Consider the following 24066-nt stretch of genomic DNA (forward strand, 5'->3'; position numbering starts at 1 on the left):
CGAAGGCCGGTCGGGTCCGACCGGCGCCGCCGGCCGGGGTGGTCAGCCGTCGCTTGGGTGCGGGCGGCGGCCGAGGGGCAGGAGGTACTGGAGGGGCTGGTCCGGGTCGTTGAGGCCGAGGAGTTCGTGGGCCAGGTCGTCGTGGAAACCGCCCAGCGGGGTCCCGCCCAGGCCGAGCGCCGTCGCCGTGAGCAGCAGGGTCTGGGCCAGGTGGCCGGTCTCCAGCAGGGCCAGGCGCAGGGCGCGCAGCCCGTAGCGGCGGCGCAGCAGGCCGAGGTCGGCGTAGAGGGCGAGGAGTACCGGTGCCTGTGCGACGCCGATCCAGTCCGGGTCGGTCGACGGGCGCGAGAGGTAGGTCGACAGGGCGGTGATGTCCTCGAGCGGTGCCACCGGGCCGATGCGGCGCAGGGTCCGGCGCTCGGGGACGCAGTCGTAGGTGCCGGCGGGGAGCCCGGCCACGTCGAGGACGAGCAGGCGCACGCGTGCCGTGTGGAGGGCGCCCGCGCTGGGGTGGGGGCGGTGGGTCAGGGTACGGGTCGTGCCGTCGGCGAGGCGCTGCTCGCTGCGGCCGCTCTCGGCGAGGGAGTGCCACAGCAGCGCGCCGAGGGTGCCGGCGTCGAGGGGGCCGGTGAGGGCGCCGCGGAGCGAGGAGCGGGCGGCGAGGACGGCGCCCAGGGACACCTCGGGCAACGGATCGGCGGGGAGCGGGACTTCGGCGGCCACGGCCATGGCTGCGGCCGCGGCCGGGCGGTCGTCGTCGCCGTCGTCGTCGTCGGTTGGGGCGTACGGGCGCAGTGCCGAGTCCTCGCCGCGGCCGATCTGGAACTTGCTGCGCTCCAGGTACTGCACGTCGGGGGCGGTGTGGCCCGGCGGGAAGAACCCGGCCGGTGCGTCGTCGGTCTCCAGCAGGGTGCGCGCGGCGAGGCGGCACACGGCGCGTTCCTCGTCGGGGCTGACGCCCAGCCGGTTGAACAGCATGTGCAGTTGCGAGCCCCAGACCCCGGCCCGGGTCCGCTCCCCCAGGCCGTCGAGAGCCGCGTCGGCTTCGCGGACCCGTTCGGCCCAGCGCGCCTGCCAGGGCGCCGCCGTGCCCGCCCGGAGGCGCTCGCGCAGGTCCGCGGCGCGCCCGCCGAGGGCGGTGCGCTGCGCCGCGTGGACGGTGTTGACCCGGGTGTGGACGGCGGCGCCGGGCAGCAGCGGCACCTCGGTGACCCAGCGCCAGCCGGCCGCGTGCGCGCGCAGCCAGCGTGTGGCGGCGAGCCGGTCCATGCCGAGCGCGTACGCGGTGGTGTGGGCGAGGTCCGCGGCCGCGGTGAGCCGGGACGCGGCCGTGCCGGCGGCGGGCAGCGCCCGCAGTACGTCGAGGGCGGTGCGGGTGGAGGCGCCGAAGAGCGCCTCGGCGACGGGCAGCGCACGCGGTCCGCCGTAGCGCCGGGTTTCGGGTACGTAGGGGACGGCGCGGGCCTCGCCGTGGAGGGAGGGCCAGGGGCCGGGCACGGCGGGCACCCGGCGCGCCTCCCGGGCCAGCAGGCCGGGGAGTTCGGGCAGCGGTGCGGTGGCGCGGACCCGGATCCGCAGGTGGGGGCCGTCCTCCCCGTAGCGGATGAAGAACCAGTCGGCGGCCTCGCCGGCGGCGACGAGGCCGTCGAGGAGCGGGGCGGCGTCCCGGACCAGGAAGCGGTCGGTGTCCTCGGTGGTGGAGTGCAGGAACAGGTGGTGGCTCTGCCAGGTGCCCGTGTCGGTGGCGGTGGTGGTGCCCGTGTCGGTGTCTGTCGTCGTCACGTCGTCCGGTCCTCGTCGTCGCAGGTCGGTCGGGGCAGGTCGGGCGGGTCGGGTCAGGGGAAGGGGTGCGGGTGCAGGGGCAGTTGGCCGTGGCGCCCGGGCCGGGTGGTGCGGCCCAGGCGGTGGGGCACCTCCAGCAGCCGGGGCAGGCCGAGGGTGCGCCGGTTGACGTGCCCGAAGGTCATCGGCAGGGCGCCGGGGACGACGGCCTTGACGCAGTGCAGGCCGAACCGCTCGCGCAGCCCCGGCTCGCTCTGGTCGACGGTGATCACCTCCAGTCCGGCGCGGGCCAGCCGCTCGACGGTCCGCGTCAGGAGGTCCGAGAGGTCGGGCACCGGGGCGGGGGCACCGGGCCAGGCCTCGGCGACCGGCACGGTGGGGGTGTCGGCGAAGAGGAACTCCAGGCGGGGGGCAGCCTCGGGCAGGGTGCTCAGCCCGACGTGGTCGTCGAGGGTGAGCACGAGTTCCGGGCGCTCCAGCATGGGCCGCAGCCGCTCGGGGTCGCGCGGCCCTCCCTCGGCGAAGGAACGGTGCGGTGCCTCCAGGACGTTGGTGACGACCTCGGCGACGGCCGAGCGGATCGCGGCGCGCGGATCGTGGTGGGCGCCGGCCGCGAGGAACATCCGCGGCGCGTCCGGACGGTCGCCCTCGTAACGGCAGACCGCCAGGACGGCCGGGACGGCGAAGTCGTTGGTCGCGTCCAGGAGGAGCAGCCGGTAGCCGGCGGCCGCCGCCCGGTCCGCGAGCAGCAGGGTGTCGGTGTCGTCGGCCGGCAGGCGGACGCGGCGCAGCGGGGTGGCCGCGTACCAGGCCATGAGGAAGGCGTCGCGTTCCGCGACCTCGAACAGCCCGTACAGGGCGGCTTCTTCGGGGCTGTTGCCGAGGCCGCAGCCGTTGGAGGACTCGTACACGACGCGCGTCCGGTCCGGGCCGGGCACGTCCCAGTACGCGACGTGTTCGGGGACCGCGGTCGGCCGGCGGTGGGTGAGGGACCAGCCGCGTACCCAGTGGAGCGGCAGGTCCGGGGTGTAGGGGACGGTGGGTGAGCCGGGGTGGCCGTGGTGGGCGGGGTCGGGCAGGCCGAGCCGTTCGGGGTCCAGGGCCTGGTCGGGGCCCAGTGCGGCGAAGGAGGCCCACAGGTCGGTGCGGCGGCCGGTCGGGCGCATGCCCGCGTACCGTTCGACGGCCTCGAAGAGGGCGATGCGCTCGCTGTCGGCGAAGGTGCGGGCCCGGCCGTGGCCGCCGTCGTCGACGGACCGGCCGTCGGTGACGATCGCGCTGGTGAGGCTGAACGCCGAGTCCTCGGAGCGGCGCAGCAGCCGCACCGGCCCGAACCGCTCGTCGTACAGGGCGGCCCGCAGTGCGGCGCCGGTCGTACGGGGGTTGGGGCCGCGCAGGACGGCCGGGTCGGGCATCGGGCGCGGCCTGTCGGGCGGGGGGCTGAGGGGGGTCTGTGCGTCGGACGGCAGCGGGCGGCACACGTCGCAGCCGCCGATCGGGCGGACGTGGTGGGTGGACCAGGTGCCGCGGCCCTGGTGGACGACGTGGACGACGGCCGAGTCCGAGTCCGGGTGCGGGTCCCCGGGGTTCGAGTGCGGGTCCGGGTGGTCGAGGAGTTCCCGTACGAGGGCCAGGGCGGCCGGGGTCAGGGCCGGTGAGGGCACTCCGGCCAGGGTCAGCTTCGGGCTCTGCCACGGGACCCGGCCGCCCGCGGTCGCCAGTCGCTGGTACTCGGTGCAGACGAGGCAGGCCGCGGCGCCCGGCCGGAGCACCGGCCCGACCACGGTGAGCGCCCCGTCGAAGCGCACCGGGACCAGGGTCACGGGCCGGCGCAGGGCGTGGCGGCTCAGTTCCTCGGCGAGGCCGAGCGTCCAGTGGGTCAGCAGGACCGCGGCCCGGCCGGTGGTGGCCGCCAGCGCGGCGGCGGCGTCCAGTACCGGTACGGGGACAGGGACGGCGGCCCGGGCGGGGGCGGGGGCGGGGGCGGTCATCGGGTCTCCTCGGCGGTGCGCAGCACGGTGAAGCCGAAGGAGCGCAGCAGGCCGGCGGGTTCGGGGGCGGCGGCCGGGGTGAGGGCGGCGGGGCCGGCTCCGGAGAGCCGGTGCAGGGTGTTCTGGAAGGCTTCCTCGCGCGCGGCCAGGTCGGCGAGCCAGCCGCCGGTCCAGCCGAGGTCTTCCCAGGCGGCGGTGCGCGCACCGGCCGTCGCCAGCGGGGCGACGGCGCCGCCGGAGGGCCGGGGCGGGCCGGCGGACGGTCCGGCCGCGGCGATGCAGGCGGCGGCGGTGACGGCGGCCAGCGCGGCGAAGGACGCGGCGTCGCCGGGCGTCGCCTCGACGGCCTCGCCGAGCACCGGGCCCGGTCCGTTGCCCGGCCCCGCCGGGGTGCGGCGGACCACGGCCCGGTACGCCTGCGCGCCGGGGGCCGCCCGGTGCACCTCCAGGCGCGCGGCGACGGCGAGCCGGTCGGTCAGCGTCGTCCACCAGTGGCGCAGCTGCGGGTGACCGGACCATCGGGCCGGGTCCACCGCGGTGCGGCCGTCCGGGACGGCGGCGGCGAGGCGGCGGGCGGCGGCGTGGCGCAGGGCGCGGCCGCGGGCGTGGACCGGGTCGGCCCCGACGGTGAACTCGCCGTCGCCGAGGAGCAGTTCGGCGGCCCGGCAGAACAGTTCCAGCCGGGCCAGGTCGAGGCGGGGCCCGCCGCCGGTCAGGGTGCGGGGCGTTGCGGCGTTCGCGGTGGCGGGGCCGGGGAGCGTGCAGGTGGCGAGGGGCACCGGGAGTTGGGGCAGCTCCCCCGCCAGCGGTCCGGGCAGGGGTCCGCAGCGGTGCTCCCCGAGGGCGGTGATCCGCCGCAGCGCCTCGCCGAGCCCGGCCGGGGGCGCGAGGCGGACGCGGCGGTCCGCGTCGATCCGCTCGGGGCCGAGCCAGCTGTGGTGGTCGGCGCGCGCGGGGCGGGTGTCGGCGAGGAGGACGGCGGGGATCCCGGGGATCAGCCGCGGGTCCGCTGCCTCGGCGGCCGGGTCGGGCAGTCCGGCGGCCGCGCACAGCAGCCGGTGCGCGGCGGCGCCGGCCAGCAGCGCGGCGAACGCGCCCGTGAGCTCAGGGGATTGCGGCTCACCGGTGCCCGCGGCGGCGGCGAGCCGGGCTTCCAGGGCCGCGGCGTCGGCGCGCGCCTGGGCGGCGCTGCCGGGGGCGGTCGCGTATCCGGTGGCGCCGCCCAGGCCGGCCGCGACCGCCCGGTCCCGGCCGGCGGCGCGGACGGTCAGCAGGACCCGGTCCCCGGGCAGCTCCGGGTCGGGGGTGCGGGTGACGGGCAGGCCGCAGGCCTCCAGTGCCCGTACGGCGGCTGCGGCGGGCGGAGCGGCCGGGTCGCGGGCCAGGACCTCGGCGCGGGCGGTGGCGAGGGCGGCGGCCGCGTCGGCGGGGTGCCCGGCCGTGGCGTCGATCCACCGCGCGACGGCCGGGTCCACGGCGCCGCCGGTGGTGTCCGGGGTCCCGGCGGCGGGTGGTCCGGGGACGAGGAGGTCGTGGTCGGCGAGTTGGCCGACGAGGGTGTCGACGGCGACGCGGACGGCCGAGCCCGGCTCCAGGTCCTCCCGGAACTCCGCGAGGCGGCCGGAGCGCAGGGGTTCCTCCAGCAGGCCCCACACCACCGGAACGGCGGTGCTGCCCTCCAGGGTGACGCTGCCGCGCCGCCCCCGCAGGTGCAGTCCGGCGCGCAGCGGGGTGACGGCGGTGCCGGGGCGCAGCCGCTCGCCGCCCGTTCCCGTGTCCGCGCCGTTGTTCGCGCTGCCGTTCGCTCCGGTCATGTCCGTGCCTCCACCGCGTCGATGACGGCGCCGATCTCGGTGCGCCAGTCGCATCCGGTCAGGGCGGGCACGGCGCGGACGACCAGGTGCGCGGCGAGGTAGCGCTCCAGCGGGCGGACGTCGCAGACGGCCAGCAGCCGGTACAGGGCGTTCGTGCAGGCCCGGTGGACGAGGTAGTCGGGGCGGCTCCACATCGCGCCCTCGGGGTCGGCGCGGCGCAGCAGTCGGTGGAACTCGCTGTAGCGGGTGCGGATGTCCTGGTTCCAGCGCTCGTGGGCGGCGGCGTCGCCGGTGGCGGCGGCCCGGACCCGGTAGGCGAGGGGGTCTCCGTGCAGGTCGGCGCCGGCGTCGTGGCGCTGCTGCGTGAGCCGCCAGGCGCCCTGCGAGAAACCGGCCCAGGCCTGTTCCCAGTCGTCCGCGCGCCCGTCGGCGATCCGTCCGACGAGGGCGGTCACGGTGTCCCCGGCCTGTTCCCCGTGCCGTTCGAAGGTGGCGCGCAGCCTTCCGTCCGGGTCGTCGTGGAGCAGGAAGTCCTCCAGGTGGGAGACGTAGGACCAGTGCCCGCCCGTCAGGCCGCCGGGGTGGGCGCAGACGTGGGCCGCGAGGGCGGTCACCGCGAGGCGGAGCCGGGCCCGGTCGGTGTCGCCGTGCCGGCCGAGGAAGCCGGCGCCGGCCCGCAGGGCGTCCAGGCCGGACCGCAGCAGGTCCTCCCGCAGGCGGGTCCCGTCCGCTCCGAGCAGGCCCCGTACGGAGGACCGGTCGACGGGCTCGATCCGGACCGTGTTGTCGGGGCGGACCGGCCCGTAGGGCGGGGCGATGAGTTCGGCGCGCCCGGCCTCGGCGGCCCGTTCCAGGAGTTGGGCTTCGGTGAGGTCGCTGTGCGAGGGGTGTGCGTGCATCCAGGCGCGGATGCGTCCGGCCGCGGTGGCGGCGGTGTCGGCGACGTGGGCGGGGTCGGTGCCCTGCAGGCGCAGTCGCAGGTGCGGGCCGTGCAGCCAGTGCCGCTCCACGTGGGCGGCGGTGCCGTCCGCGGCGGCGGCAGCGGCGAGCGGCAGCATCACCTCGCGCAGCAGCGGGGCCTTGACCGGGTGGTGGTGGTACGCGACGACGTCGAGGGCGCCGCTGTCGCGCGGGTCGTCTCCGGCGGGGGTTTCGGGGTCGGGGGACGGCATGTCCGGCAGGCTCCTCTCCTGGTGCTGCGGACTCGGCGGGCTCGGCGGGCCGGACCGGCCGGACCGGATCGGCAGGCTCGGCGGGCTCGGCAGGGGGGTCATCGCGGGCGTCCGTCCCGGTAGACCTCCAGGACGAGTTCGACGGCCCGGGTGGGTGCGGACAGGCCGCCGGGTGCGGGCAGCGCCTCTTCGAGGACGACGCCGTCGGTGTGCCGGGACAGCCATTTGGCCAGGCAGCGCAGGTGCAGGGCGTTGCCGAGGTCGGCGAAGTGCGGTTTGGGGCGGGCCAGTCGGCTCAGGAAGTCCTCGGTGGCCCGGCCGGTGGGGGCGCCGGCCACCGGGTGCAGGAAGACCTGCTCGGGCAGGCCGAGCAGGGCGCGCCAGTGGGCGGCGGCTGCCGCGGGGACCCGGCCGGGGCCGGTGTCGGCGGCGAGGTCGGCGCGCAGGTGGGCCACCACGGCGGGCGGCAGCAGCCAGCGGCGGCGCTGGAGCACCACGTGCCGGTGGCGGAGCCGGGAGCCGACGGTGACGTGGCCGCCGGGTGCGGCCAGGGACCGGCGGGGGGCGAGGGGCCGGAGGTCGACGACCCCGCCCGGGTGGTCGGCGAGGTGGGGCGCGATGCGGGCCGGCAGCAGCACGGGGGCGAGGAAGCCGGGGTACAGCACGTCGAGCAGCTCGCCGGTGGTCCGCAGGCGGATGCGGACCTGGTCGGTGGCTTCGTCGTGGACGAGTTCCAGGTCGGCCTCGGCGATCGGGGTGCGGTGCCGGTCGGGGCCGATCTCGTCCGGGACGAGGAGGGGGTGGAGGTTGGCGTTGAACCCGCCGACGGGGCGGATCTGGGCGGGGCGGGCGCCGGGGCCGAGGCCGCGGCGGAGCCGGCGGGACACCTCGGCGGTGGCGCGGGGGTCCAGGGAGTCCAGGAAGCGGCTGGCGAAGCGGCCCCATCCGCCGTAGACGTGGTTGACGGCCAGCAGCCCGGAGGCGGGGTCGCGCTGGAGGAAGTAGGCGTAGCTGAGGGGCCGTTCGACGGTCGGGGCGGGGAGCCGTTCGCCGAGGGTCTTGAGGGTGTCGGCGGGGAGCACCGCCTCGTCGTGGGCCCCGGCGGGAGGGTTGTGGTCGCGCAGGGCGTCGGCGACCTCCGTACGCAGCCGGGCGAGCGGTTCGGTCGCGCTGGGGAACGCGTCGCGGTCGGCGGGGTCGAGGAGGGCGATCCGTCCGGCGGACTCCCAGGCGGCGGTGACGTCCGGGCCGAACTCCCAGGGGTGCGCGCAGCGTCCGCCGGTGCCGTAGCGCTCGACGAAGCGGTCCCGGACGGCGCGGCGGACGAGATGGCCGAGGTCGAAGAGTTCGGCGAGGGCGGTGACCTCGCCGAGCGCCTCGTGGTCGGCGGCGCCGAGGAAGCCGTCGAGCGCCAGCGGGCGCGGGGCGACCACGTCCTCGGACAGGACGGTCAGCGGGGCGGAGGCGGTGGGGACGGGCCGGCCGGCGGCGGCCAGCTCGTCGGTCCAGCGCCGGGTGAGGGCGGCGAGCCGTTCGGGGCGTTCCGCGGCCGGGGCGGCGGCGAACCGGGCGGTCAGCGAGCCGAGTTCGGTGATCCGCTCGGCGCGTTCGGCGTCTTCCGGGTGGCCGGGTGCGAAGGTCCGTAACCAGGCGGCGAGGTGGTGCAGGGGGTCGGGGTCCTGCGGGGGGACGGGGTCCTGCGGGACCAGCAGGCCGGCGTGGGCGAGCTGGTCGAGGAAGGCGGCGGCCGCGGCCCGGCCGTCATCACCACCGCCACCGGCATCACCGTCGGCGGCGGCCGGGCCGAGTGCCGCGGCCAGCTGCCGTGTCAGCTCCGCGAGCGGTACGGGGTTCTCGGCGAGGGCGGTGAGCAGGCGCAGCGGTCCGCCGGAGGCCACCTCCGCCTCGTCCTCGCCGGGCACGAGGTAGCGGCCGCCGGCGAAGGTGGGCCGGTCGCGGGAGTAGGCGGCCCGTCCGTCGGTGGTCCGTGCGGTGCTGGTGATGCGGTGGGGCAGTGTGGTGCGGCGGTGCGGAGCGTCGAGGAGGGCGAGGGTCAGCGCGGTCGTCAGGGTGCGGTTGGCCCGTACGACGGGGCGCAGGGGGCCGTCGAGGAGGGGTGCGGCGCCCCAGGAGGTCACGGGGCGGGCCGGGCCGTCGGCGGGCGCGCCGGCCAGCGGGCCCCACCCGACCGCCGTGAACCACGACAGCGGGCTGGTCTTGGTGCTGGCCCGCAGGGCGTAGCGCAGCACGGTGGGCTCCTCTTTGCGGGCCCGGCGGTCGGCCGCGCCGGTGGCGGCACGGTTCACGGCGCGCAGCAGGTCGGCGCTGGTCAGGGCGGTGGCCTTGGTGAGGGCGGGTTCGCGGCAGAGGGCGGCGAGTTCGGCGCGTTCGGCGTCGAGGGCGGGTCCCGCGGCGGCGTCGAGGGCGGTGAGGAGGGTGTCGCGGTCGGCGCGCAGGGTGAGCCAGGTGGTGAGCCGGGGAAGGCGGGCGGGGAGGTCGCCGAGGCGGGCGAGCAGGGCGGGGCGGGGTTCGCGGCCGTTGTGCAGGGCCCGTCGCAGGGGCAGGACGACGTCGCGGTGGAAGCCTGCGGGGTGGTCGTCGCGGGCGGCGTACAGGTCGTCGCAGAGCGGGGCGGCGGTCAGGGCCAGTTGGGTGTCGAGCCGGTGGAGGCGGGCCAGCAGGTCCCGGAAGGCGGCCGGGGCCGGGTGCTGGGCCGGGTGGGCGAGCACGGTGGCGCGGGCCAGCGCGTAGGGGGCGGAGCGTACCCGGTAGCCGTCGGCGCCGGGGGTGGAGTGCGGCTGCGGCATGGGTTTCCGTCCTGTGGGTGGGGGCGGTGCGCGGGCTTCCCGCCGGGCGCGTGGCACGGCGGGAAGCTCTGCCGAGCGGTCGTGCGGTGGCGCGGTGGTGCGTTGTTGCTGGCGTGCGGTGGTGCGTCCGAATCTCCTTACACGGGGAGTTCGGGCATCTGCGGGTGTGCGCAGGAGGACGAGCCGCAGGAACAGGAGCTGCCGCCGTTGGACGCGCCGCCTTCGGGCAGCGCGACGGTGTCCCGCATGGAGGTCACGGTGATTTCACCGAGGTCGAGTTCGTCGAGGTCGAAACCGGCGGACTGCGTGTGGTCGGTCATGGGGTTTCCTCTCGTGTGCGGGGTCAGGCCTCGAGGGCGACGGAGTTCTGCGGCTGGGCGCAGGACGACGATCCCTGGCAGGAGCAGGAGCCCCAGGACGCCCCGCCCTCGGGCAGTGCGGAGGTGTCCCTCATCGAGGTGACGGTGAGGTCGCCGAGATCGAGTTCCAGGTCGTGGAGTTCGAATTCGGGGGTACGTGCAGTGTCGGACATATAAGTCTCCCGGGGTGTGGAAGCGGAAAGCCGAAGGTGCACTGGACTTCAGTCGACCGGATCGTGCGCGGAAAGCATTGCGAGGTCGTCCGGACGGCGGCAAGCGTGCGGGGCTTCTGCTCGCTACCTGGGCAAGTCCGGTTCGACTTCGTCACGTTGCCGCCGATGAAATCCGGCCATGAGGGTGTTCCGGCCGACGTTCCGGCCGCTCTCCAGTATTCCCCGGGGTCGCTTGAGCCCCGCCGGAGCGTAAGCGGCCGCATTTCTCGGCGGGGGCACGGAAATTGCGCCGACCGGCTTGATTTCAGCGAATTCCCCGAGTGTTTATCGGCGGCCGGCCGGCTCCGGGGTCGGCGGGGTGGACCGGGCCGGGAACGGGGTGTGCCCCGGGAACGGCCGCAGTGGCTGTTCCCGGGGCACGGGGGTGGGGCTGGGTCCGCCGGGCGGATCAGTACTCGTAGAGACCGAACATGTCGACCACCATGTCGGTGGGCTCCCAGCTGCGGTTCCAGAGGTCGATGACGCCGGTCTTGCCGGTGCTCGCCTGGACGAGGTTGGGGACGGTGGCGCCCTTCGTCCAGTTCAGGTTGGAGGAGTTGGGCGGTGTCGGGCGGATCTGGGTCCCGCCGATGTACTGGGCCCAGGTGTTGGTGTCCGGGGCGACCGTGAGGTGGCCGTCGCCCTGGGTGTTGGTGACCGTGGCGTTCAGGACGTAGCCCGTGACCCACGGCTTGCCGTCGGCGAGCGGCAGGTAGCTGTAGTCCTGGCCGGGCACGACGGACCACTTGCGCGAGTCGTACAGCCGCGTGGGCGTGACGGGCAGGTAGGCGGCCTTGCTGTCGGGGCTGTAGTAGCCGACGACGTCCACGATCACGTCGGCCGGGTCCCAGCCGCCGTTGCGGACGTTGATCCTGCCGTCGGAGCCCACCGGGACGATCACCGAGTTCGCGATCGTCTGGCCCGACGTGAAGTTCACGTTCGACGTGGACGGGGCCTGCTGCCCGCTCGGGAAGAGCGTCAGGTGGCCGGCGCTCTTCGGGTTGGTGACCGTGACGTTGAGGGCCACGGCGGTGACGCCCCGGGACGGGACGCCGGCCTGGCCGGCGATCTGCACGGGGAACGTGCTCTGCCCGTCGACCTGGCCCCGTGAGGTGCCGAGGCCCTCACGGCTGTCGACGATGCGGGCCGGGTCCAGCGAGGTGTAGCCGCCGGCGTTGGTGCGGGTGAAGTACCCGGTGACGTCCGCGATCAGGTCCACGTCGCCGGGGCTGCGGTTGACGAACTCCACGTAGCCGTCCGCGCCGACCGGCACGATCGTCATGTTCGGCACGGTCTGCCCCGCGACGAAGTTGACGTTCGAGGTGTCCGGCTGCTCCGTGCCCGACGGGTAGGCCGTGACATGGCCGCCGGAACGGGCGTTGGTGACGGTCAGGTTGAGGGCCACGGCGGTCGCGCCGGCCGGAATGCCGCTGTTGCCGCCGATCTTCACACGGGTCGTGCCGTACGGGAGGACCGGGCCTGCGGCGGCGCCGGTGCCGTCGCGGGTGTCCAGCAGCCTGGTCGGGCCGTGCGGGGTGAACTTCGAACCGGACGCCTGGACCTCCACGCTGTTGGTGGCGGTCACGTTGTTGTCCAGGTCGGTCAGGGTGACCGTGACCGTGTGGGTGCCGACCTCGGCGAACTTGTGGTCCGCCTTGAGGAGTTTGGCGTTGGTGGTGTGGCTGGTCTCGGTCTGGCCGTCGCCCCAGTTGATCTCGACGCGGATCGAGGACTCGACGCTGGTGCTGATCCGGGACGCGAGGCTGATGCCGTGTGCGGTGGTGCCCGAGGCGCGCAGGTCGACCGCGAGGCCCGGGTTGTCCTTGACGGCGCCGGCGCCGGCGCCGGCGGCCTGCGGAGCGGCGGCCGCCTTGCCGTTCTCGCCCGCGTCGGCGGGCGTGGTGGTGGCCTTGCGCACGGTGCGCTCGGCCGGGCTGTGGAAGACGGCGGAAGCCATCGCCGCGGCCTTCGCGGAATCAATGGCGGCGGCCACGCTGCCCGTACGGTCCGCAGGCTGGTCTGAGGCCTGGGCCACGTTCGGTACGAAGCCGATGGCTGCCGCGACGACGGCAGCCGAAATCATGACGCGGTGACGGTGCACCGGTCCCCCCTTGTTCTTGAACCTGTTCAGAAAATGAAGCGCGTTCAGAGTACACATATAGGCGGTCAAACACGAACATAGTTCCGTAACGTACGAACGCCCTGCAGCTCAGGACGGCAGGGCGTTCACGGTGGTTGCACCAAAAATGATCAAGTTGCCGTCAGGGCGCGGTGTTTCGGCGTTCCGGCGCTCCGGTGTCAGGAGCGGCTGGTGACCTTTCGCAGCTGGTACAGGTACTCCGAATCCGGGTGGCCGACGCGCTGGTGGATCCGGGGCTCCCCCTCGGTGCCGCCGACGCTCCACGCCGGCCAGGAACACCCCGCGACCTGTACGCGGACCTTCTGGCTCCGCACGCCCCGCCCGGGCTCGTACGACCAGGTGCCGGAGCCCGAGCACTGCGGCGGCATGCGGTGCGGGTCGGCGCCGGGGCCGTGCTCGCCGACGCTGGAGACCGTGACCCGGCCGTCCGGTGTGAAGACCATGGTTCCGCCCGTGTGGTCGACCCAGGTGCCGGGTACGGTCGCCGGCCCGATCGCCGGCGGCTCGTACGCGGGCAGCAGGCCGGCGGTGAGCCCCAGCGCGCCGAGCAGGCCCGTCCCCGCCACCACCGCCGTACCCCACAGCGCCACTTGCCGACCCAGCCCCGGGTGCCGGGGCCGGGCGATCAGGGCGCCCGTCGAGAGCGACGCGACGGCTGTCGCCCAGAAGACGAGCACGGACCGGGTCTCCACGTGGTTGTACGAGGCGAAGGCCCAGATCGGCGGTGCCACCAGGGCCGCCACCGTCAGCGGCACCCACCACCACGCCTCGCGGCCGCCGATCCGGCGGCCGAGCTGGTCGGCCAGCGCCACCGCCGGCAGGACGAAGACCAGCGACAGCAGGAAGGCGATCACCACGACGATCGCGCCGAAGGAGAACAGGCCCGCCGCGAGGGCGGTGTGGTCGACCGGGCTGTCCGGCGGCGGTTGCGTCCGTACGTACAGGAGGATCACCACGACGGCGAGCGCGACCTCCAGGCAGCCCACCAGCGCCGAGACAGGCAACATCCGGCCGTACGACCGCTTCTGATGCACGGCCAACCCCCCTCGCGGCACGGCGAAACAGACGCGTCCGCCCCGGCCGGGGCGGCGCGCACCTCCATACTGCCAGCCGGGCTGAACGTGTTCAATTCATTCTCCGCGCCCACCTCGCGCCGAGCGGTCAGGCGACCAGCTCGTAGATGCCGCGGGCCGCCAGCCACAGGCCGACGAGCAGGGAGAGCGTGACGATCAGCTGCTCCTGGTGCCGCTCGAGCCAGACCCGCAGGGCGTCCAGCCTGGCGCCCGCGGCCGCCGGTGCCCAGACCGTGTACATCTCCATGACGATGAGGCCGAGGGTGGCCAGCAGGCAGTAGCCGGTCAGTGCGAGCCAGTCGCTGAGGGAGGACAGGTCCGCGGCGACGACCGTGGCGGCGCCGGCGCCGACCAGCGCCCAGGGCTGCAGCAGCCAGGCCAGTCCGGCGGCCGTGACCAGTGAGGCGCCGTCCACCCGGGCGGTCCAGCGCGGCGGGCCGTGCGGGCGGGGCGGGCGACGGCGCCGGTGCGCTCCGTACAGCACCATCCCCAGGCCGATGGCGAGTTTCGCACTCGCCGCGGCGGTCGACGGCGCGCTGTGGCGGGCCGGGGGCTCGCCACCGGTCAGCAGCACCACGCACGCGATCACCACGACCAGGTTGGCGAGCCACGACAGCAGGAACGCCAGGCCCTTGCGGACACCACGCCGTGAGGAGAGCAGCAGGATGAAGGCGCTGTTGTGCAGGGGCCCCAGGGTGATGGCCGTACCGATCACGACCAGGTCGAGGACCATCAGCGCAGTCACTCCCGGAGGCCAGGGCCGTCTGCCGCCTTCGGACGGGCGCGCCGCAGACGGGGTCGGGCGGTGCTGTCACGGCACCGCGTTCCGACTCTGCGTCCGGCGGCCCGGGCGGTCAAGCAGGCCACGCGCACGTCCCCGAATGCCGCACGCGCGGGTGGCTGGAGGTCCGCCGCGTCCCGGTCGGCGGGGGCGGGCCGGCCCGGGGATCACCTGTTCGAGGTGCGTTGCCGGGCGAACGCGTCGCCGGGATTGCGCTGCGCCGTCGCACGTACAGGCTGGAGGCGACGCATCCGATGGCCTGGGCCTACGGCGAGGGACGATGATCGTATCGGTGATGTCCATGCCGGACGGCGCCATGACGCGTACCCGTGTGTCCGAGGCGCGCGAGCGCCTCGCGACGTCCTCTTTCCTGCTCGTGGACGTGGAACTGTCCGAGAAGTCCTTGCCCGTCGGGCAGCCGCTCGCGCACCTGCTGGGTCTGGAGCATGCGGATCTGGCGTGGCTCGGGCGGGAGGGCGAGTCGGTGCGGGCCGAGTTCCTCGGGGACAGCGCCGCGTTCGTCGTGCCCGCGATCGAGGCGGGCCAGGTCATTCACGTCCATGCCGTGGTGACCGAGAGGTATCTCGTCACGGTGCACCGGGGGGCGGCCCGCCTGATCGCAAGCCTCGCCGCCCGTTTCCCCAACGAACGTCCGCCGGACGCCGTGGCCATGCTGTTCCTGCTGCTGGACGAGGCCCTGGAGACGTATCGGGGGTCCGCCGTCCAGGCCCTGCTGGACGTGAAGGACCTGGAGGACGAGATGTTTCGCCGACGGCAGCCCGAGCAGGTCTACCGCCTGACGCGGCTGCGGCGTACCGCGGCCCTCCTGCACCACACGCTCCTCCCCTACCACCGGGTGACGGAGGAGACGGTCACCCGCCGGATGATGAGCGGCAGCTTCCCGGAGGAGCGCCAGCGGCTGGTCCGCGAGTACCAGCGCACCGCCCGGTTGGTGCTCACCGACATCGAGTCGCTCCAGGAAGCGGCCCGGCGCGCCTTCGGCAGCTACTCCTCCCTGGTGTCCGCCGACCAGAACGGCGTGATCAACCGCCTGGCGATCGTGTCGACGATCTTCCTGCCGCTGACCTTCCTGACGGGCTTCTTCGGCATGAACTTCGCCTACCTGACGGACGAGATCGAGAGCGGGGCCGTCTTCTGGCTGCTCGCCGTGGGGCTGCAGGTGGCGTTCCTGGCCATCGCGCTCTACACGCTGCACCGCACCGGCCTCTGGCGCAGGCTCCGGGACGACGACGGCCACGTCGACGACGAGTAGGTCCCGCGGAAATCACCGGCTGAATTCCGGCTTCGCAACTCATTCATCAGGCTCTGGCCGCAGAGGCCGATAAGCGGATGCGCGTAATCCGCAAAGGCGTTTTCCCTCGTCAAAACGATCTTGCCGGGGTGTGACCGGCGTGATAAATTCCCGGAGCGTTCAAAGACTCTTTTGCGGGAGTCGAATCGAGCCATCACACACGGGGGAACTTTCAGATGTTCGCAAAGCGAGTGGTATCCGCTGTCGGGGCAGCGGCGGCCGTTTCGGTGCTCATAATCGGAGGGTCCGGGTCCGCCTCGGCTCAAGAGGTCGGAAAGGTCACTTGGACGAACAAGGCCACCGGTAAGTGCCTCCTCTGGGGCACGACCTGGAGCGATGGCGTCAGCACGGGCGGGTGCTGGAGCAATAACGAGTGGATTGACATGCGCACCGACGACGGCGTGACCTGGAATGAATCGGTCGCCGCCCACAACTCGAACCTCGACAGCGATGCGAATGGCAACGTATACGAGCTGGGCCGTAACAGCGGCAACTACCAGCGCTGGTACGAGCTCAAGGATTCCAAGGGCTGGTACCTGAAGAACAAGGCGACCTCACGCTGCCTGGACAGCAACAGCGCGGGCAATGTCTACACCCTCGGCTGCAATGGCGGGGACTACCAGCGCTGGAGCTAGGTTCCGGATGACCCGGAAGGCCCGGGGTCAGTGGAGGTAGCCGATGCCGCGGGATTCGGGGAGTCTGCCGCCCGGGGTCGCGGCATCGGCGCAGCCGGAGGTCGCGTAGGGGCCGGCCGGGCGGGTCAGGACACCATGGAGGTGTCGTCCACTTCGGTCAGCTTGACCGTGTAGAGGCCGCTGCGCTCGCTCTTCACGTCCGTCACCTTCAGCTGCGTGCCCGGTGTGAGGATGTACTCCTCCTCCCCCGTGAAGGCGGAGAAGCTCCTGATCCCGACCGCCTTGGCGGGCGTCACCTCGAAGAGCGTCCGCTTGCCGCGGCTGCCCAGGAAGGACCGCGCCACGTTCAGCTGCGAGGTGCACGAGGAGACGCCCCACCAGGTGACCGTCCGGCCCACCGGGTACTGCGCCCGCAGGTCCAGCGACACACCGCGCCACAGCGGCTGCGTGTGCGCGGGCAGCCCCGAGACCGCCGAGAACAGCAGGCGCAGGTACGGCAGGTAGGGCGTGACCCTGGTGCGGTCCGGGGAGCGCAGGACGGCGTTGATCTCGCGGTAGAACGCGGACTCGCAGGTGTAGAGGTAGAGGGCGGCGATCGCGTCGGCGGACAGGCCGGCGGACATCTCGTCCGCCCGCCGCTTGCCGAAGTCGCGTGAGCGGTCGATGTGTCCGGCGAGCCCGGACAGTGTCCGGGCGACCGGTGCGACGGCGTCCTGGAAGTCCATCAGCGGGGTGTCGAAGACGCCGGTGATCGCGGGGAGGACCAGGCCCTCGTCCTTGACGCTGGTGAGCCGCTCCAGGTACAGCTGGTGCAGGTTCATGGTCGACTCGATGAAGGTGCCCATGCGGGCCGCGACTCCCCCGTCCGCGCCGGGTGCCCCCGCGTTCCACCCCTTGCTGGGCAGCCAGTCGATCACGTCGGCGCCGAGTGAGGTGAGGGCCTCGTTGACCAGGGCGAAGTGGTCGCCCTCGCAGAAGATGTCGCCCTGCGCCGCCGGGTTCGCGTGGTCGATGTGGCGGACCTCGACGTCCGGGTACTTCTCCTGGAGCCGCAGGACGACCCTCTTCAGGTTGCGGGCGTGCGCCCCCCACCAGGCGAAGACGATCCCGCGGTCCTCCTCGTCGGCGTCCTGCTTGGCCTTGAGGATCTCCTCGACGATCCGTTCGGCGACGGGCCGCCAGAACGCCGTGTGCTGGTCGGTGCCCATCGCTCCGTCGCCGCTGGCGGTGAGCGAGGCGTTCAGCAGCAGCACGCCCTGGGTGAGCATCGCCTGGAACCACTCGGGCGGCTGGACGGTGTCCCGCTCCTTCAGCAGCGCGCGCACGTCGGCGATGGGCGTCTTCTTGGCTATGCCGTACTTCCACATCGCCGCCGCCTTGATGAGGCAGCGGATGCTGACGACCCTGCCGAACTGGCTGTCCTTCCAGTCGCCGAAGGTGTTGTCGAACATGGCTATGCCGGTCGCGCTCTCCGCCCGCGGGTAGGGGTTCTGGCCGAAGGCGACGACCTTCCACTTGTGCGGCGGGTGGGGCTTGAGGGCCTGGAAGGTCAGCTCGCGCACCGGGACGACCTCGGGGCTGCGGCCCTTCCCGATGAAGCGGGGTGCGTCCGGCAGCGCCTCGATGACCGGCTTCAGGAGTGGCAGCCACGGCTCGCCGCCGCCGTCGAAGAGATCGGTGAGAGCCAGGGGGTCGTTCGCGTCCGTCATGACAGAGGGGCTCTCGTTCGTCGTGGTCGGGGCAGGGGCGTGGCCGGCGGGGTGGCCGGCGGGGGCGGGCGGGACGGCGCTGGGCACCACGATGCGCACCCGCTCCTCGACGGGGGCGTTCTCGATGCCGTTCAGCTGCGTGACGATCGTGGCGCGCAGCTCGTCGTCGTCCTCGAACCAGTGGTCGTGGAAGAGGGTGTAGCCGGTCCACATGAGGTTGGCGCAGACCCTGGCCGGGACCCGGCCGGTCTGGGCGCCCATCCCGACCAGGGCCACGGAGCGGATGCTGCCCGGCTTGTGCCGGTTCTGCCGGTGAACGGCCTGGAACGCGGCGGCGCACGCCAGGGCCACGTTCAGTGTGGCGCTCACGTTCTGCGAGGACTGGACCATGGTCGGCGTCGATATCAGGTACCGGGGGGTGGTCGCCCCCGAGGGGACGCAGACCGCGCTGCCCACCGGGAGCGCTCCGGCGAACCGGTCGCGGATCGCGCGCTGCACGCGCACCTGGATGCCGGATCCGAGGTGACGCTTGATGGCGGCGTCGACCCCGCCATCCATCCGGCCCCGGGAGTTCGTCGGGGTGACCCAGGCGTCGACGTCCTCGTCGAGGATCGAGCCCCGGCGGATCTCGATGCCGGGGGTGTCCGCGAACGCCGCCCGCCATGCCTCCACCACGCGCTCGTTCACGTCGGTCAGCACCACCCTCAGCGTGGGCTGAACACTGCTGTCGGTCATCGTCCGCTCCTGTCGGGAAAGGCCCCTTCAACACTGCGAACGTAGCCGCCGGCACTGACAACGGAGCTCCGGTGCGGGGGTGATGACCAGCCGTCACAGCTGCGGAAACGACGCCTCGCGCTGGTGGGGTACGGGCGGGTGCGGGGGCGACGCGGGGTGCTCGTCGTGTTGGAGGGCGACGGTGCGGGTCGGGGCGGGGATGGAGATGCCCTCCGTACGGAAGCGCCGGTGCAGGCGCTTGATGAACTCGTGCTTGATCCGGTACTGGTCGCTGAACTCGCCGACGCCCAGGATCACGGTGAAGTTGATGCGGGAGTCCGCGAACGTGTGGAAGCGGACGGCCCCTTCGTGGTCGGGGACCGCGCCGTTGATGTCGGCCATCACGCCGTCGACGACGTCGAGGGTGACCCGCTCGACGTGCTCCAGGTCGCTCTCGTAGCCCACGCCCACCTGGACCAGGATCGAGAACTGCGCTTCCGGCTGGGTGAAGTTGGTCATGTTCGTCCGTGCGAGACGCCCGTTGGGGATGATGACCAGGTTGTTCGACAGGTTGCGCACCACGGTGTTGCGCCAGTTGATGTCGACGACGTACCCCTCCTCGCCGCTGGTGAGCCGGATGTAGTCACCGGGCTGCACGGTCTTCGAGGCGAGGATGTGCACCCCGGCGAAGAGGTTGGCGAGGGTGTCCTGGAGTGCCAGGGCCACCGCCAGGCCACCCACGCCGAGGGCGGTGACCAGGGGCGCGATGGACACGCCGAGGGTCTCCAGGGCGACGAGGAAGCCCATCACGAGGACCACGATCCGGGTGATGTTGACGAAGATGGACGCCGACGCGGCCACCCCGGTGCGGGTCCCCGCCACGGACTGGACCAGGCCCGCGACGACCCGCGCCGTGCCGAGCGTGGCGATGAGGATGAGCAGCGCGGTCAGGGACTGGTTGACGAAGCCGGAGACCCGGGCGGTGAGCGGCAGGGTCGTGGCGGCCACCGCGGCGCCGGCGATGAGCGCGGCGCCCGGGGCGATGGTGCGCAGTGCGTCGACGATGACGTCGTCGCCCTTCCACCGGGTCCGCTCGGCGTGCCGGCCCAGCCATCGCAGGAGGGCGCGCAGCAGCAGCCCGGCCGCGGCGCCCGCCGCCAGGGCGATGCCTGCGACCAGCCAGTCGTGGAGGACGAGATCCCGGTTCAACGGACCTCCTCCGCCGCGCGTTCCCGGCCGGTGGGTGTGGCGGCGGGCGCTGCCGAGCGTCGTATGAGGTGTGTCGTCACCTTGTCACCTGTCAGTTCGTCGTGCTGTAAGCCGCGTTCGGGCGTGTGTACGCATCCGGAACGGGCTGCCATCCTGCCCCATGGCGGGGTGACGGACCGCAGGCGGGGGCGGTGACCGGACGGCTCAGCGTCGTACGGCGGCGTGTTCGAGGATCGTGCGGACCTCGGCGGTGATCGCGTTCTCGTTGTGTTCGAACTCGGGGCCGGTCAGCAGTTGGGGGTCGGCGGGCAGGCCGGTGAGTACGGGGGTGTGGAGGTGGCCGCCGGGCAGGTGCGGGGCGAGTTCGGTGCGGAGCCGGTTGGAGCGGTAGGCGACCTCGTTGGACAGGTAGCCGCCTCCGCCGCCCGCCACGGCGCGGGAGCCGGGTGTGGGGCCGTCGGTCCGGTCCACGGGGGCGGTGGCGCCCGCCGGGATCTCGGTCACGTCAGGGTTGAGGAGGACCGGGTAGGGGCTCTGCACGGCGGCGGTCACCGCGTCGGCGGGGAGGGTGGTGCGGATGAACTCGGGGCCGGGGCCGAGGCCGGGGGCGGTCACGGGGCGTTCGCGGGTGCCGCCGGAGAGGGCGCGTGCATTGTCGGGGTAGGGGTCGGCGGAGCGGGCCCGCCCCGCCCAGTCCTCCAGGGTGAAGATGCCGGGGTAGCCCTGGCTGACGGTGGTGATGATGTCGGCCGAGGCGGGGCCGGCGGCGAGGTGCGGGGCGAAGGCCCGTTCCACCATGCCGGCGTCGAAGTCGGCGTAGCGGACGGGGAGGACGACGGCGCGGATCTCGGCGGGGCTGCCGTCGGCGAGGGTCACGCGGCGGCCGTTGAGCTGGAGGGCGGCCGATCCGGACGGGTTGGCGCGGCGTATCTCGGCGTCGAGTCCGAAGGGGTCGAAGCCGCTGATGAAGACGCGTCGTACGCCGGGCTCGGTCCGGAAGGCGTTGTCGGTGAGGCCGCGGGAGGTGTCTTCGAAGCGGGCGCGGAGCGCTGCCCGGTCGACGGTGAACCGCGGCTGCCAGCGGGCGAGTTCGGCGGTCATGGCGAGCCGTGCCCAGTACAGCGGGCGGTCGTCGCCGGGGGCGAGGTCGCCGCCGGGCCGCTGTCCCTGGGCGCGGCGTACGGAGGCCTGCCAGAGGGCCTCGCCCCAGGTCCGCAGGAGCCGTTCGGCCTCGGCGGGGCTGCGTGTCGTGCACAGGGCGGCGGGCAGGCGCCGTACGAAGTCGGTGAGCCCGGCCCGCTCGATCAGGGCGGTGGTGCGGGGGTCCGCGAGCCGTGCCTGTTCGGCGTCGAGCGCCGCGGTCGCCGGGGGGCGGCAGGCCGGGGCGCTGTCGGCGGCGTGTGCGGGTGAGGCGAGCGTCACGGGGAGGACGGTGGCGAGGAGGGCGGCGGCCGATGCCGCACGACGTAAGAACATCATGCGATGTGACATTACATAGCGGCTGTCACCCCCACCAGGGCACCGCGGCGGACAACAACCCGTGCGGTCGGTGACACCCCGTCACCGTCCGCGTACCGTGGGCGCGGGGAGAGCCGGGCGGGGATTTCGGACACACGACACCCCTCGAAGGACGGTCCACGCACTCATGGCATCCAAGCCCTCCATCGTTCTCGTCCACGGCTTCTGGGGCGGCGCCGCCCACTGGGCGAACGTCATCGTCGAGCTGAACAAGCGGGGATTCACCGGTCTGCACGCGGTGGAGAACCCGCTGACCTCGCTCGCCGACGACGCCGAGCGCACCCGCAGGATGGTCCGGCAGATCGACGGTCCCGTGCTGCTCGTCGGCCACTCCTACGGCGGCGCCGTCATCACCGAGGCCGGCGATCTGCCCAACGTCGTCGGTCTGGTCTACATCGCCGCGTTCGCCCCCGACGCGGGCGAGAGCCCCGGCCAGATCAGTCAGGAGATGCCGCCGGAGGCGTTCGCGAACATCGCCCCGGACTCCGACGGCTATCTGTGGATCAAGCAGGACATGTTCCACGAGAGCTTCTGTCAGGACCTGTCCGCCGACGAGGCCCTGGTCATGGCGGTCACCCAGAAGGCGCCCCTCGGCTCGACGTTCGGTGACACGGTGACGGCGCCCGCCTGGCGGACCAAGCCCACCTGGTACCAGGTCTCGACGCAGGACCGGATGATCCACCCGGACAACGAGCGCCGGATGGCGGAGCGCATGAATCCCCGCGCGATCGTCGAGCTCGACGCCGGCCACGCCTCCCTGGCCTCCCGGCCGGGTCCTGTCGTCGACCTCATCGAGAAGGCCGCCAACGAGCTCGCGGGCTGACGCGAGGGGCGAGTGGGGCGAGTGGGGCTCCCCCGCGCCCTGCGCGGCGCGGGGACCCCGGCGGACGGGCCCGGTCCGCCCCGGGTCACCCCGGGGTGTGCCGGGGCAGTCGCAGGTGCAGGCGGTAGCCGCCGTCCGGGGTGGGTCCGTGGGAGAGGGCGCCGCCCAGGTGTTCGGCGCGTTCGCGCAGGCCGAGCAGTCCGTGCCGGGCGCTGGGCAGTCCCAGGGCGGGTTGCCGGGCGGTGGTGTTGGTGACCGTCACGTCGAGGGCGGGCCCGGTCCGGCGGAAGTCGACCACGACGGCCGAGCCGGGCGCGTGCTTGCGTACGTTGGTCAGGGCCTCCTGGACGGTGCGGTAGGCGGCGCGCTCCACGGCGGGGCTCGCGTCGCGGGGGACCTCGCCGGTCAGGGTCACCTCCAGGCCGCTGTCGGCGATCAGGGTGTCGAGCAGGGCCAGGGCGGGCCGCGGGGCGGGGCCGGGGCCGGGGCCGATGTCGCGGCTGTCCGGGGCCCGCAGGACGGCGACCATGTGGCGCAGTTCGTCGAGGGTGGCCGCGCTCAGGGTGCGGATGGTGCGGGCGGCCTCCTTGGTGTCCGTACTGTCGGCGGACACCTGGAGGGCTCCGGCGCGTACCGCGATGAGGCTGACCTGGTGCGAGACGACGTCGTGCATCTCCCGGGCCAGATGGGCGCGCTCGCGGGCGAGGACCGTCTGGGCGTGGAGTTCGCGCTGGTGCGCCTGCGCCGCGCGCAGTTCCGTCATGTGCCGGGCGAGTTCGCGGCGGGTCAGGACGAGCCGGCCGAGGAGGACCGCCACGCCTGCGGCGGTGAGCGAGTAGCCGACGGCGATGGCGAACTCGAAGAGGTGGCCGCCCCGGTAGTCGTCGAGGTCGGGCAGGTTGGCGCAGATTCCGTACGCCGGCACGCACGCGGTCGCCACCCGGCGGAAGCGGTGGTGTTCGGCCAGGGAGAACAGGGCGGCCAGGGCGGCCAGGACGTTGTGGCCGAACTGCAGGGCGAGCAGGGTGAAGACGAACACCGCCACCGGCCGGCGGCGTCGTGCCAGCAGGGCCAGGGCGGCGACGGCTCCGGGAGCGGCCGCGGCCCACGCGCCGGTTTCGGAGAACGCCCAGGCGTCGGCCAGCGCGGCAACCACCAACCCGGCGTCCACCGCGCGGGGTTCCAGGGTGCGGGGTTCCAGGGTGCGGCCGGCGCGGAACGGGTGCCCGGGCCCGTCCGCCGCCGTGGCGCCGCCGCTCACGGGTGGGCCCCGTCCAGCAGGCCGGCGCGCTGCGCCCACAGGGCGGCCTGGACGCGGTTGGTGACGCCGAGCTTGGCCAGCACGGCGCTCACGTGGTCCTTGACGGTGCCGATGCCCAGATGCAGCCGGGATCCGATGTCGGCGTTGGACAGCCCGTGGGACAGCAGCACGAGGATGTCCCGCTCGCGCGTGCTGAGCCGGGAGACCGCGCGGGTGGCGGCGCCCTGCTCGCCGTGGTGGTGGAGGTAGCCGCTGATCACGGTGGCGGTGACCTGCGGGGCGAGGACCACCGCACCCGCCGCCAGTGACCTCACCAGCCGTGCGAGCTCGTCCGGGTCGGTGTCCTTGACCAGGAAGCCGGAGGCGCCCGAGCGCAGTGCGGTGGCGATGTACTCGTCGGAGTCGAAGGTGGTGAGCATGGCGACCACCGGCGGAGCGGGCAGCTCCATCAGCCGCGCCAGGATGGTCAGCCCGTCGACATCGGGCATCCGTACGTCGAGCAGCACCAGGTCGGGCGCGTGCCGGGCCACGGCCGCCAGTGCCTGCCCGCCGCCGGTGGCCGCCACCACCTCGATGTCCGCCGACGCGTTGAGGATCATCGTGAACCCGGACCGGACGAGAGCCTCGTCGTCGACCACCATCACCCGGATCACCGCACCGGTCTCCCACCTGTCGTTCCCACCGGCCCTGACCCTTTCCGCTGGTCAGAACCGAGGAAAGCAGCGCCGTCACCCTAGCGGCAAAGGAAGCGGGG

At 73.9% G+C, this 24066-nt stretch carries 18 protein-coding genes; 3 read left to right on the forward strand and 15 right to left on the reverse strand.

Features of this window, described 5'->3' with window-relative positions:
- Window positions 1-42: 42 nt before the first annotated feature.
- From ACFYZ4_RS32970 to ACFYZ4_RS33015, 10 genes are all read right to left on the reverse strand, one after another.
- Window positions 43-1782 carry a thiopeptide-type bacteriocin biosynthesis protein gene (locus tag ACFYZ4_RS32970; RefSeq protein WP_390785611.1) on the reverse strand — a complete coding sequence of 580 codons (1740 nt, stop codon included), beginning with the start codon at window positions 1780-1782 and terminating at the stop codon, window positions 43-45.
- A 53-nt stretch (window positions 1783-1835) separates the two neighbouring features.
- Window positions 1836-3773, reverse strand: a complete 1938-nt coding sequence (locus ACFYZ4_RS32975; protein ID WP_390785612.1) for a TOMM precursor leader peptide-binding protein — start codon at window positions 3771-3773, stop codon at window positions 1836-1838.
- Window positions 3770-5587 (reverse strand): hypothetical protein, encoded by a 1818-nt coding sequence (locus ACFYZ4_RS32980; RefSeq protein ID WP_390785613.1) that lies wholly within the window; start codon window positions 5585-5587, stop codon window positions 3770-3772. The genes ACFYZ4_RS32975 and ACFYZ4_RS32980 overlap by 4 nt, the downstream gene beginning before the upstream one ends.
- Window positions 5584-6759 (reverse strand): lantibiotic dehydratase C-terminal domain-containing protein, encoded by a 1176-nt coding sequence (locus ACFYZ4_RS32985; RefSeq protein WP_390785614.1) that lies wholly within the window; start codon window positions 6757-6759, stop codon window positions 5584-5586. Before ACFYZ4_RS32985 ends, ACFYZ4_RS32980 begins: the two co-directional genes overlap by 4 nt.
- 98 nt (window positions 6760-6857) lie before the next feature.
- Window positions 6858-9566: a lantibiotic dehydratase gene (locus tag ACFYZ4_RS32990; RefSeq protein ID WP_390785615.1), complete on the reverse strand. Its 2709-nt coding sequence runs from the start codon at window positions 9564-9566 to the stop codon at window positions 6858-6860.
- A 137-nt stretch (window positions 9567-9703) separates the two neighbouring features.
- Window positions 9704-9886 (reverse strand): thiazolylpeptide-type bacteriocin, encoded by a 183-nt coding sequence (locus ACFYZ4_RS32995; RefSeq protein ID WP_390785616.1) that lies wholly within the window; start codon window positions 9884-9886, stop codon window positions 9704-9706.
- Between the two features lie 23 nt (window positions 9887-9909).
- Window positions 9910-10098: a thiazolylpeptide-type bacteriocin gene (locus ACFYZ4_RS33000; RefSeq protein WP_351288580.1), complete on the reverse strand. Its 189-nt coding sequence runs from the start codon at window positions 10096-10098 to the stop codon at window positions 9910-9912.
- 448 nt (window positions 10099-10546) lie between these two features.
- On the reverse strand, window positions 10547-12220 hold the full coding sequence (locus ACFYZ4_RS33005) for a hypothetical protein (protein ID WP_351288578.1): 1674 nt from the start codon (window positions 12218-12220) through the stop codon (window positions 10547-10549).
- A 215-nt stretch (window positions 12221-12435) separates the two neighbouring features.
- Complete coding sequence (locus ACFYZ4_RS33010) at window positions 12436-13311, reverse strand: hypothetical protein (protein ID WP_351288576.1); 876 nt, start codon at window positions 13309-13311, stop codon at window positions 12436-12438.
- A gap of 127 nt (window positions 13312-13438) precedes the next feature.
- A complete protein-coding gene (locus ACFYZ4_RS33015) occupies window positions 13439-14083 on the reverse strand; it encodes a GAP family protein (RefSeq protein WP_351288632.1) in 645 nt (214 codons plus the stop codon).
- A gap of 364 nt (window positions 14084-14447) precedes the next feature.
- Between ACFYZ4_RS33015 and ACFYZ4_RS33020 the strand changes: the two genes are divergently transcribed.
- Together ACFYZ4_RS33020 and ACFYZ4_RS33025 are read left to right on the forward strand one after the other, a co-directional pair.
- Window positions 14448-15404 (forward strand): CorA family divalent cation transporter, encoded by a 957-nt coding sequence (locus tag ACFYZ4_RS33020; protein WP_351288574.1) that lies wholly within the window; start codon window positions 14448-14450, stop codon window positions 15402-15404.
- 440 nt (window positions 15405-15844) lie between these two features.
- Complete coding sequence (locus ACFYZ4_RS33025) at window positions 15845-16078, forward strand: hypothetical protein (protein ID WP_351288572.1); 234 nt, start codon at window positions 15845-15847, stop codon at window positions 16076-16078.
- A 125-nt stretch (window positions 16079-16203) separates the two neighbouring features.
- Here the strand turns inward: ACFYZ4_RS33025 and ACFYZ4_RS33030 are convergent, their stop codons facing one another.
- From ACFYZ4_RS33030 to ACFYZ4_RS33040, 3 genes are all read right to left on the reverse strand, one after another.
- The gene (locus ACFYZ4_RS33030) at window positions 16204-18522 is read right to left on the reverse strand and encodes an ADP-ribosyltransferase domain-containing protein (protein WP_351288570.1); all 2319 of its coding nucleotides are present in this window, start codon (window positions 18520-18522) and stop codon (window positions 16204-16206) included.
- A gap of 93 nt (window positions 18523-18615) precedes the next feature.
- Window positions 18616-19710, reverse strand: coding sequence for a mechanosensitive ion channel family protein (locus ACFYZ4_RS33035; protein ID WP_351288568.1), 1095 nt, complete (start codon window positions 19708-19710; stop codon window positions 18616-18618).
- Between the two features lie 204 nt (window positions 19711-19914).
- The gene (locus tag ACFYZ4_RS33040; RefSeq protein WP_351288566.1) at window positions 19915-21189 is read right to left on the reverse strand and encodes a pyroglutamyl peptidase; all 1275 of its coding nucleotides are present in this window, start codon (window positions 21187-21189) and stop codon (window positions 19915-19917) included.
- 166 nt (window positions 21190-21355) lie between these two features.
- Here ACFYZ4_RS33040 and ACFYZ4_RS33045 point away from each other — a divergent pair, with 166 nt between their 5' ends.
- Window positions 21356-22051: an alpha/beta hydrolase gene (locus tag ACFYZ4_RS33045; protein ID WP_351288564.1), complete on the forward strand. Its 696-nt coding sequence runs from the start codon at window positions 21356-21358 to the stop codon at window positions 22049-22051.
- An 85-nt stretch (window positions 22052-22136) separates the two neighbouring features.
- On the opposite strand, the gene ACFYZ4_RS33050 is transcribed toward ACFYZ4_RS33045, so the two are convergent.
- Window positions 22137-23312 (reverse strand): histidine kinase, encoded by a 1176-nt coding sequence (locus ACFYZ4_RS33050; protein WP_351288562.1) that lies wholly within the window; start codon window positions 23310-23312, stop codon window positions 22137-22139.
- Window positions 23309-23965: a response regulator gene (locus tag ACFYZ4_RS33055; protein ID WP_390785617.1), complete on the reverse strand. Its 657-nt coding sequence runs from the start codon at window positions 23963-23965 to the stop codon at window positions 23309-23311. Before ACFYZ4_RS33055 ends, ACFYZ4_RS33050 begins: the two co-directional genes overlap by 4 nt.
- Window positions 23966-24066: the final 101 nt, after the last annotated feature.

Origin of the sequence: Streptomyces sp. NPDC001513, from assembly GCF_042894695.1 — a bacterium.
GTDB lineage: Bacteria > Actinomycetota > Actinomycetes > Streptomycetales > Streptomycetaceae > Streptomyces.

What these genes read in the sequence shown, in the direction of transcription:
- ACFYZ4_RS32975 (WP_390785612.1), bottom strand. Translation starts at nt 3,773, where the DNA reads ATGACCGCCCCCGCCCCCGCCCCCGCCCGGGCCGCCGTCCCTGTCCCC.
- ACFYZ4_RS32980 (WP_390785613.1), bottom strand. Translation starts at nt 5,587, where the DNA reads ATGACCGGAGCGAACGGCAGCGCGAACAACGGCGCGGACACGGGAACG.
- ACFYZ4_RS32985 (WP_390785614.1), bottom strand. Translation starts at nt 6,759, where the DNA reads ATGCCGTCCCCCGACCCCGAAACCCCCGCCGGAGACGACCCGCGCGAC.
- ACFYZ4_RS32990 (WP_390785615.1), bottom strand. Translation starts at nt 9,566, where the DNA reads ATGCCGCAGCCGCACTCCACCCCCGGCGCCGACGGCTACCGGGTACGC.
- ACFYZ4_RS32995 (WP_390785616.1), bottom strand. Translation starts at nt 9,886, where the DNA reads ATGACCGACCACACGCAGTCCGCCGGTTTCGACCTCGACGAACTCGAC.
- ACFYZ4_RS33000 (WP_351288580.1), bottom strand. Translation starts at nt 10,098, where the DNA reads ATGTCCGACACTGCACGTACCCCCGAATTCGAACTCCACGACCTGGAA.
- ACFYZ4_RS33005 (WP_351288578.1), bottom strand. Translation starts at nt 12,220, where the DNA reads ATGATTTCGGCTGCCGTCGTCGCGGCAGCCATCGGCTTCGTACCGAAC.
- ACFYZ4_RS33015 (WP_351288632.1), bottom strand. Translation starts at nt 14,083, where the DNA reads ATGGTCCTCGACCTGGTCGTGATCGGTACGGCCATCACCCTGGGGCCC.
- ACFYZ4_RS33020 (WP_351288574.1), top strand. Translation starts at nt 14,448, where the DNA reads ATGACGCGTACCCGTGTGTCCGAGGCGCGCGAGCGCCTCGCGACGTCC.
- ACFYZ4_RS33030 (WP_351288570.1), bottom strand. Translation starts at nt 18,522, where the DNA reads ATGACCGACAGCAGTGTTCAGCCCACGCTGAGGGTGGTGCTGACCGAC.
- ACFYZ4_RS33040 (WP_351288566.1), bottom strand. Translation starts at nt 21,189, where the DNA reads ATGATGTTCTTACGTCGTGCGGCATCGGCCGCCGCCCTCCTCGCCACC.
- ACFYZ4_RS33045 (WP_351288564.1), top strand. Translation starts at nt 21,356, where the DNA reads ATGGCATCCAAGCCCTCCATCGTTCTCGTCCACGGCTTCTGGGGCGGC.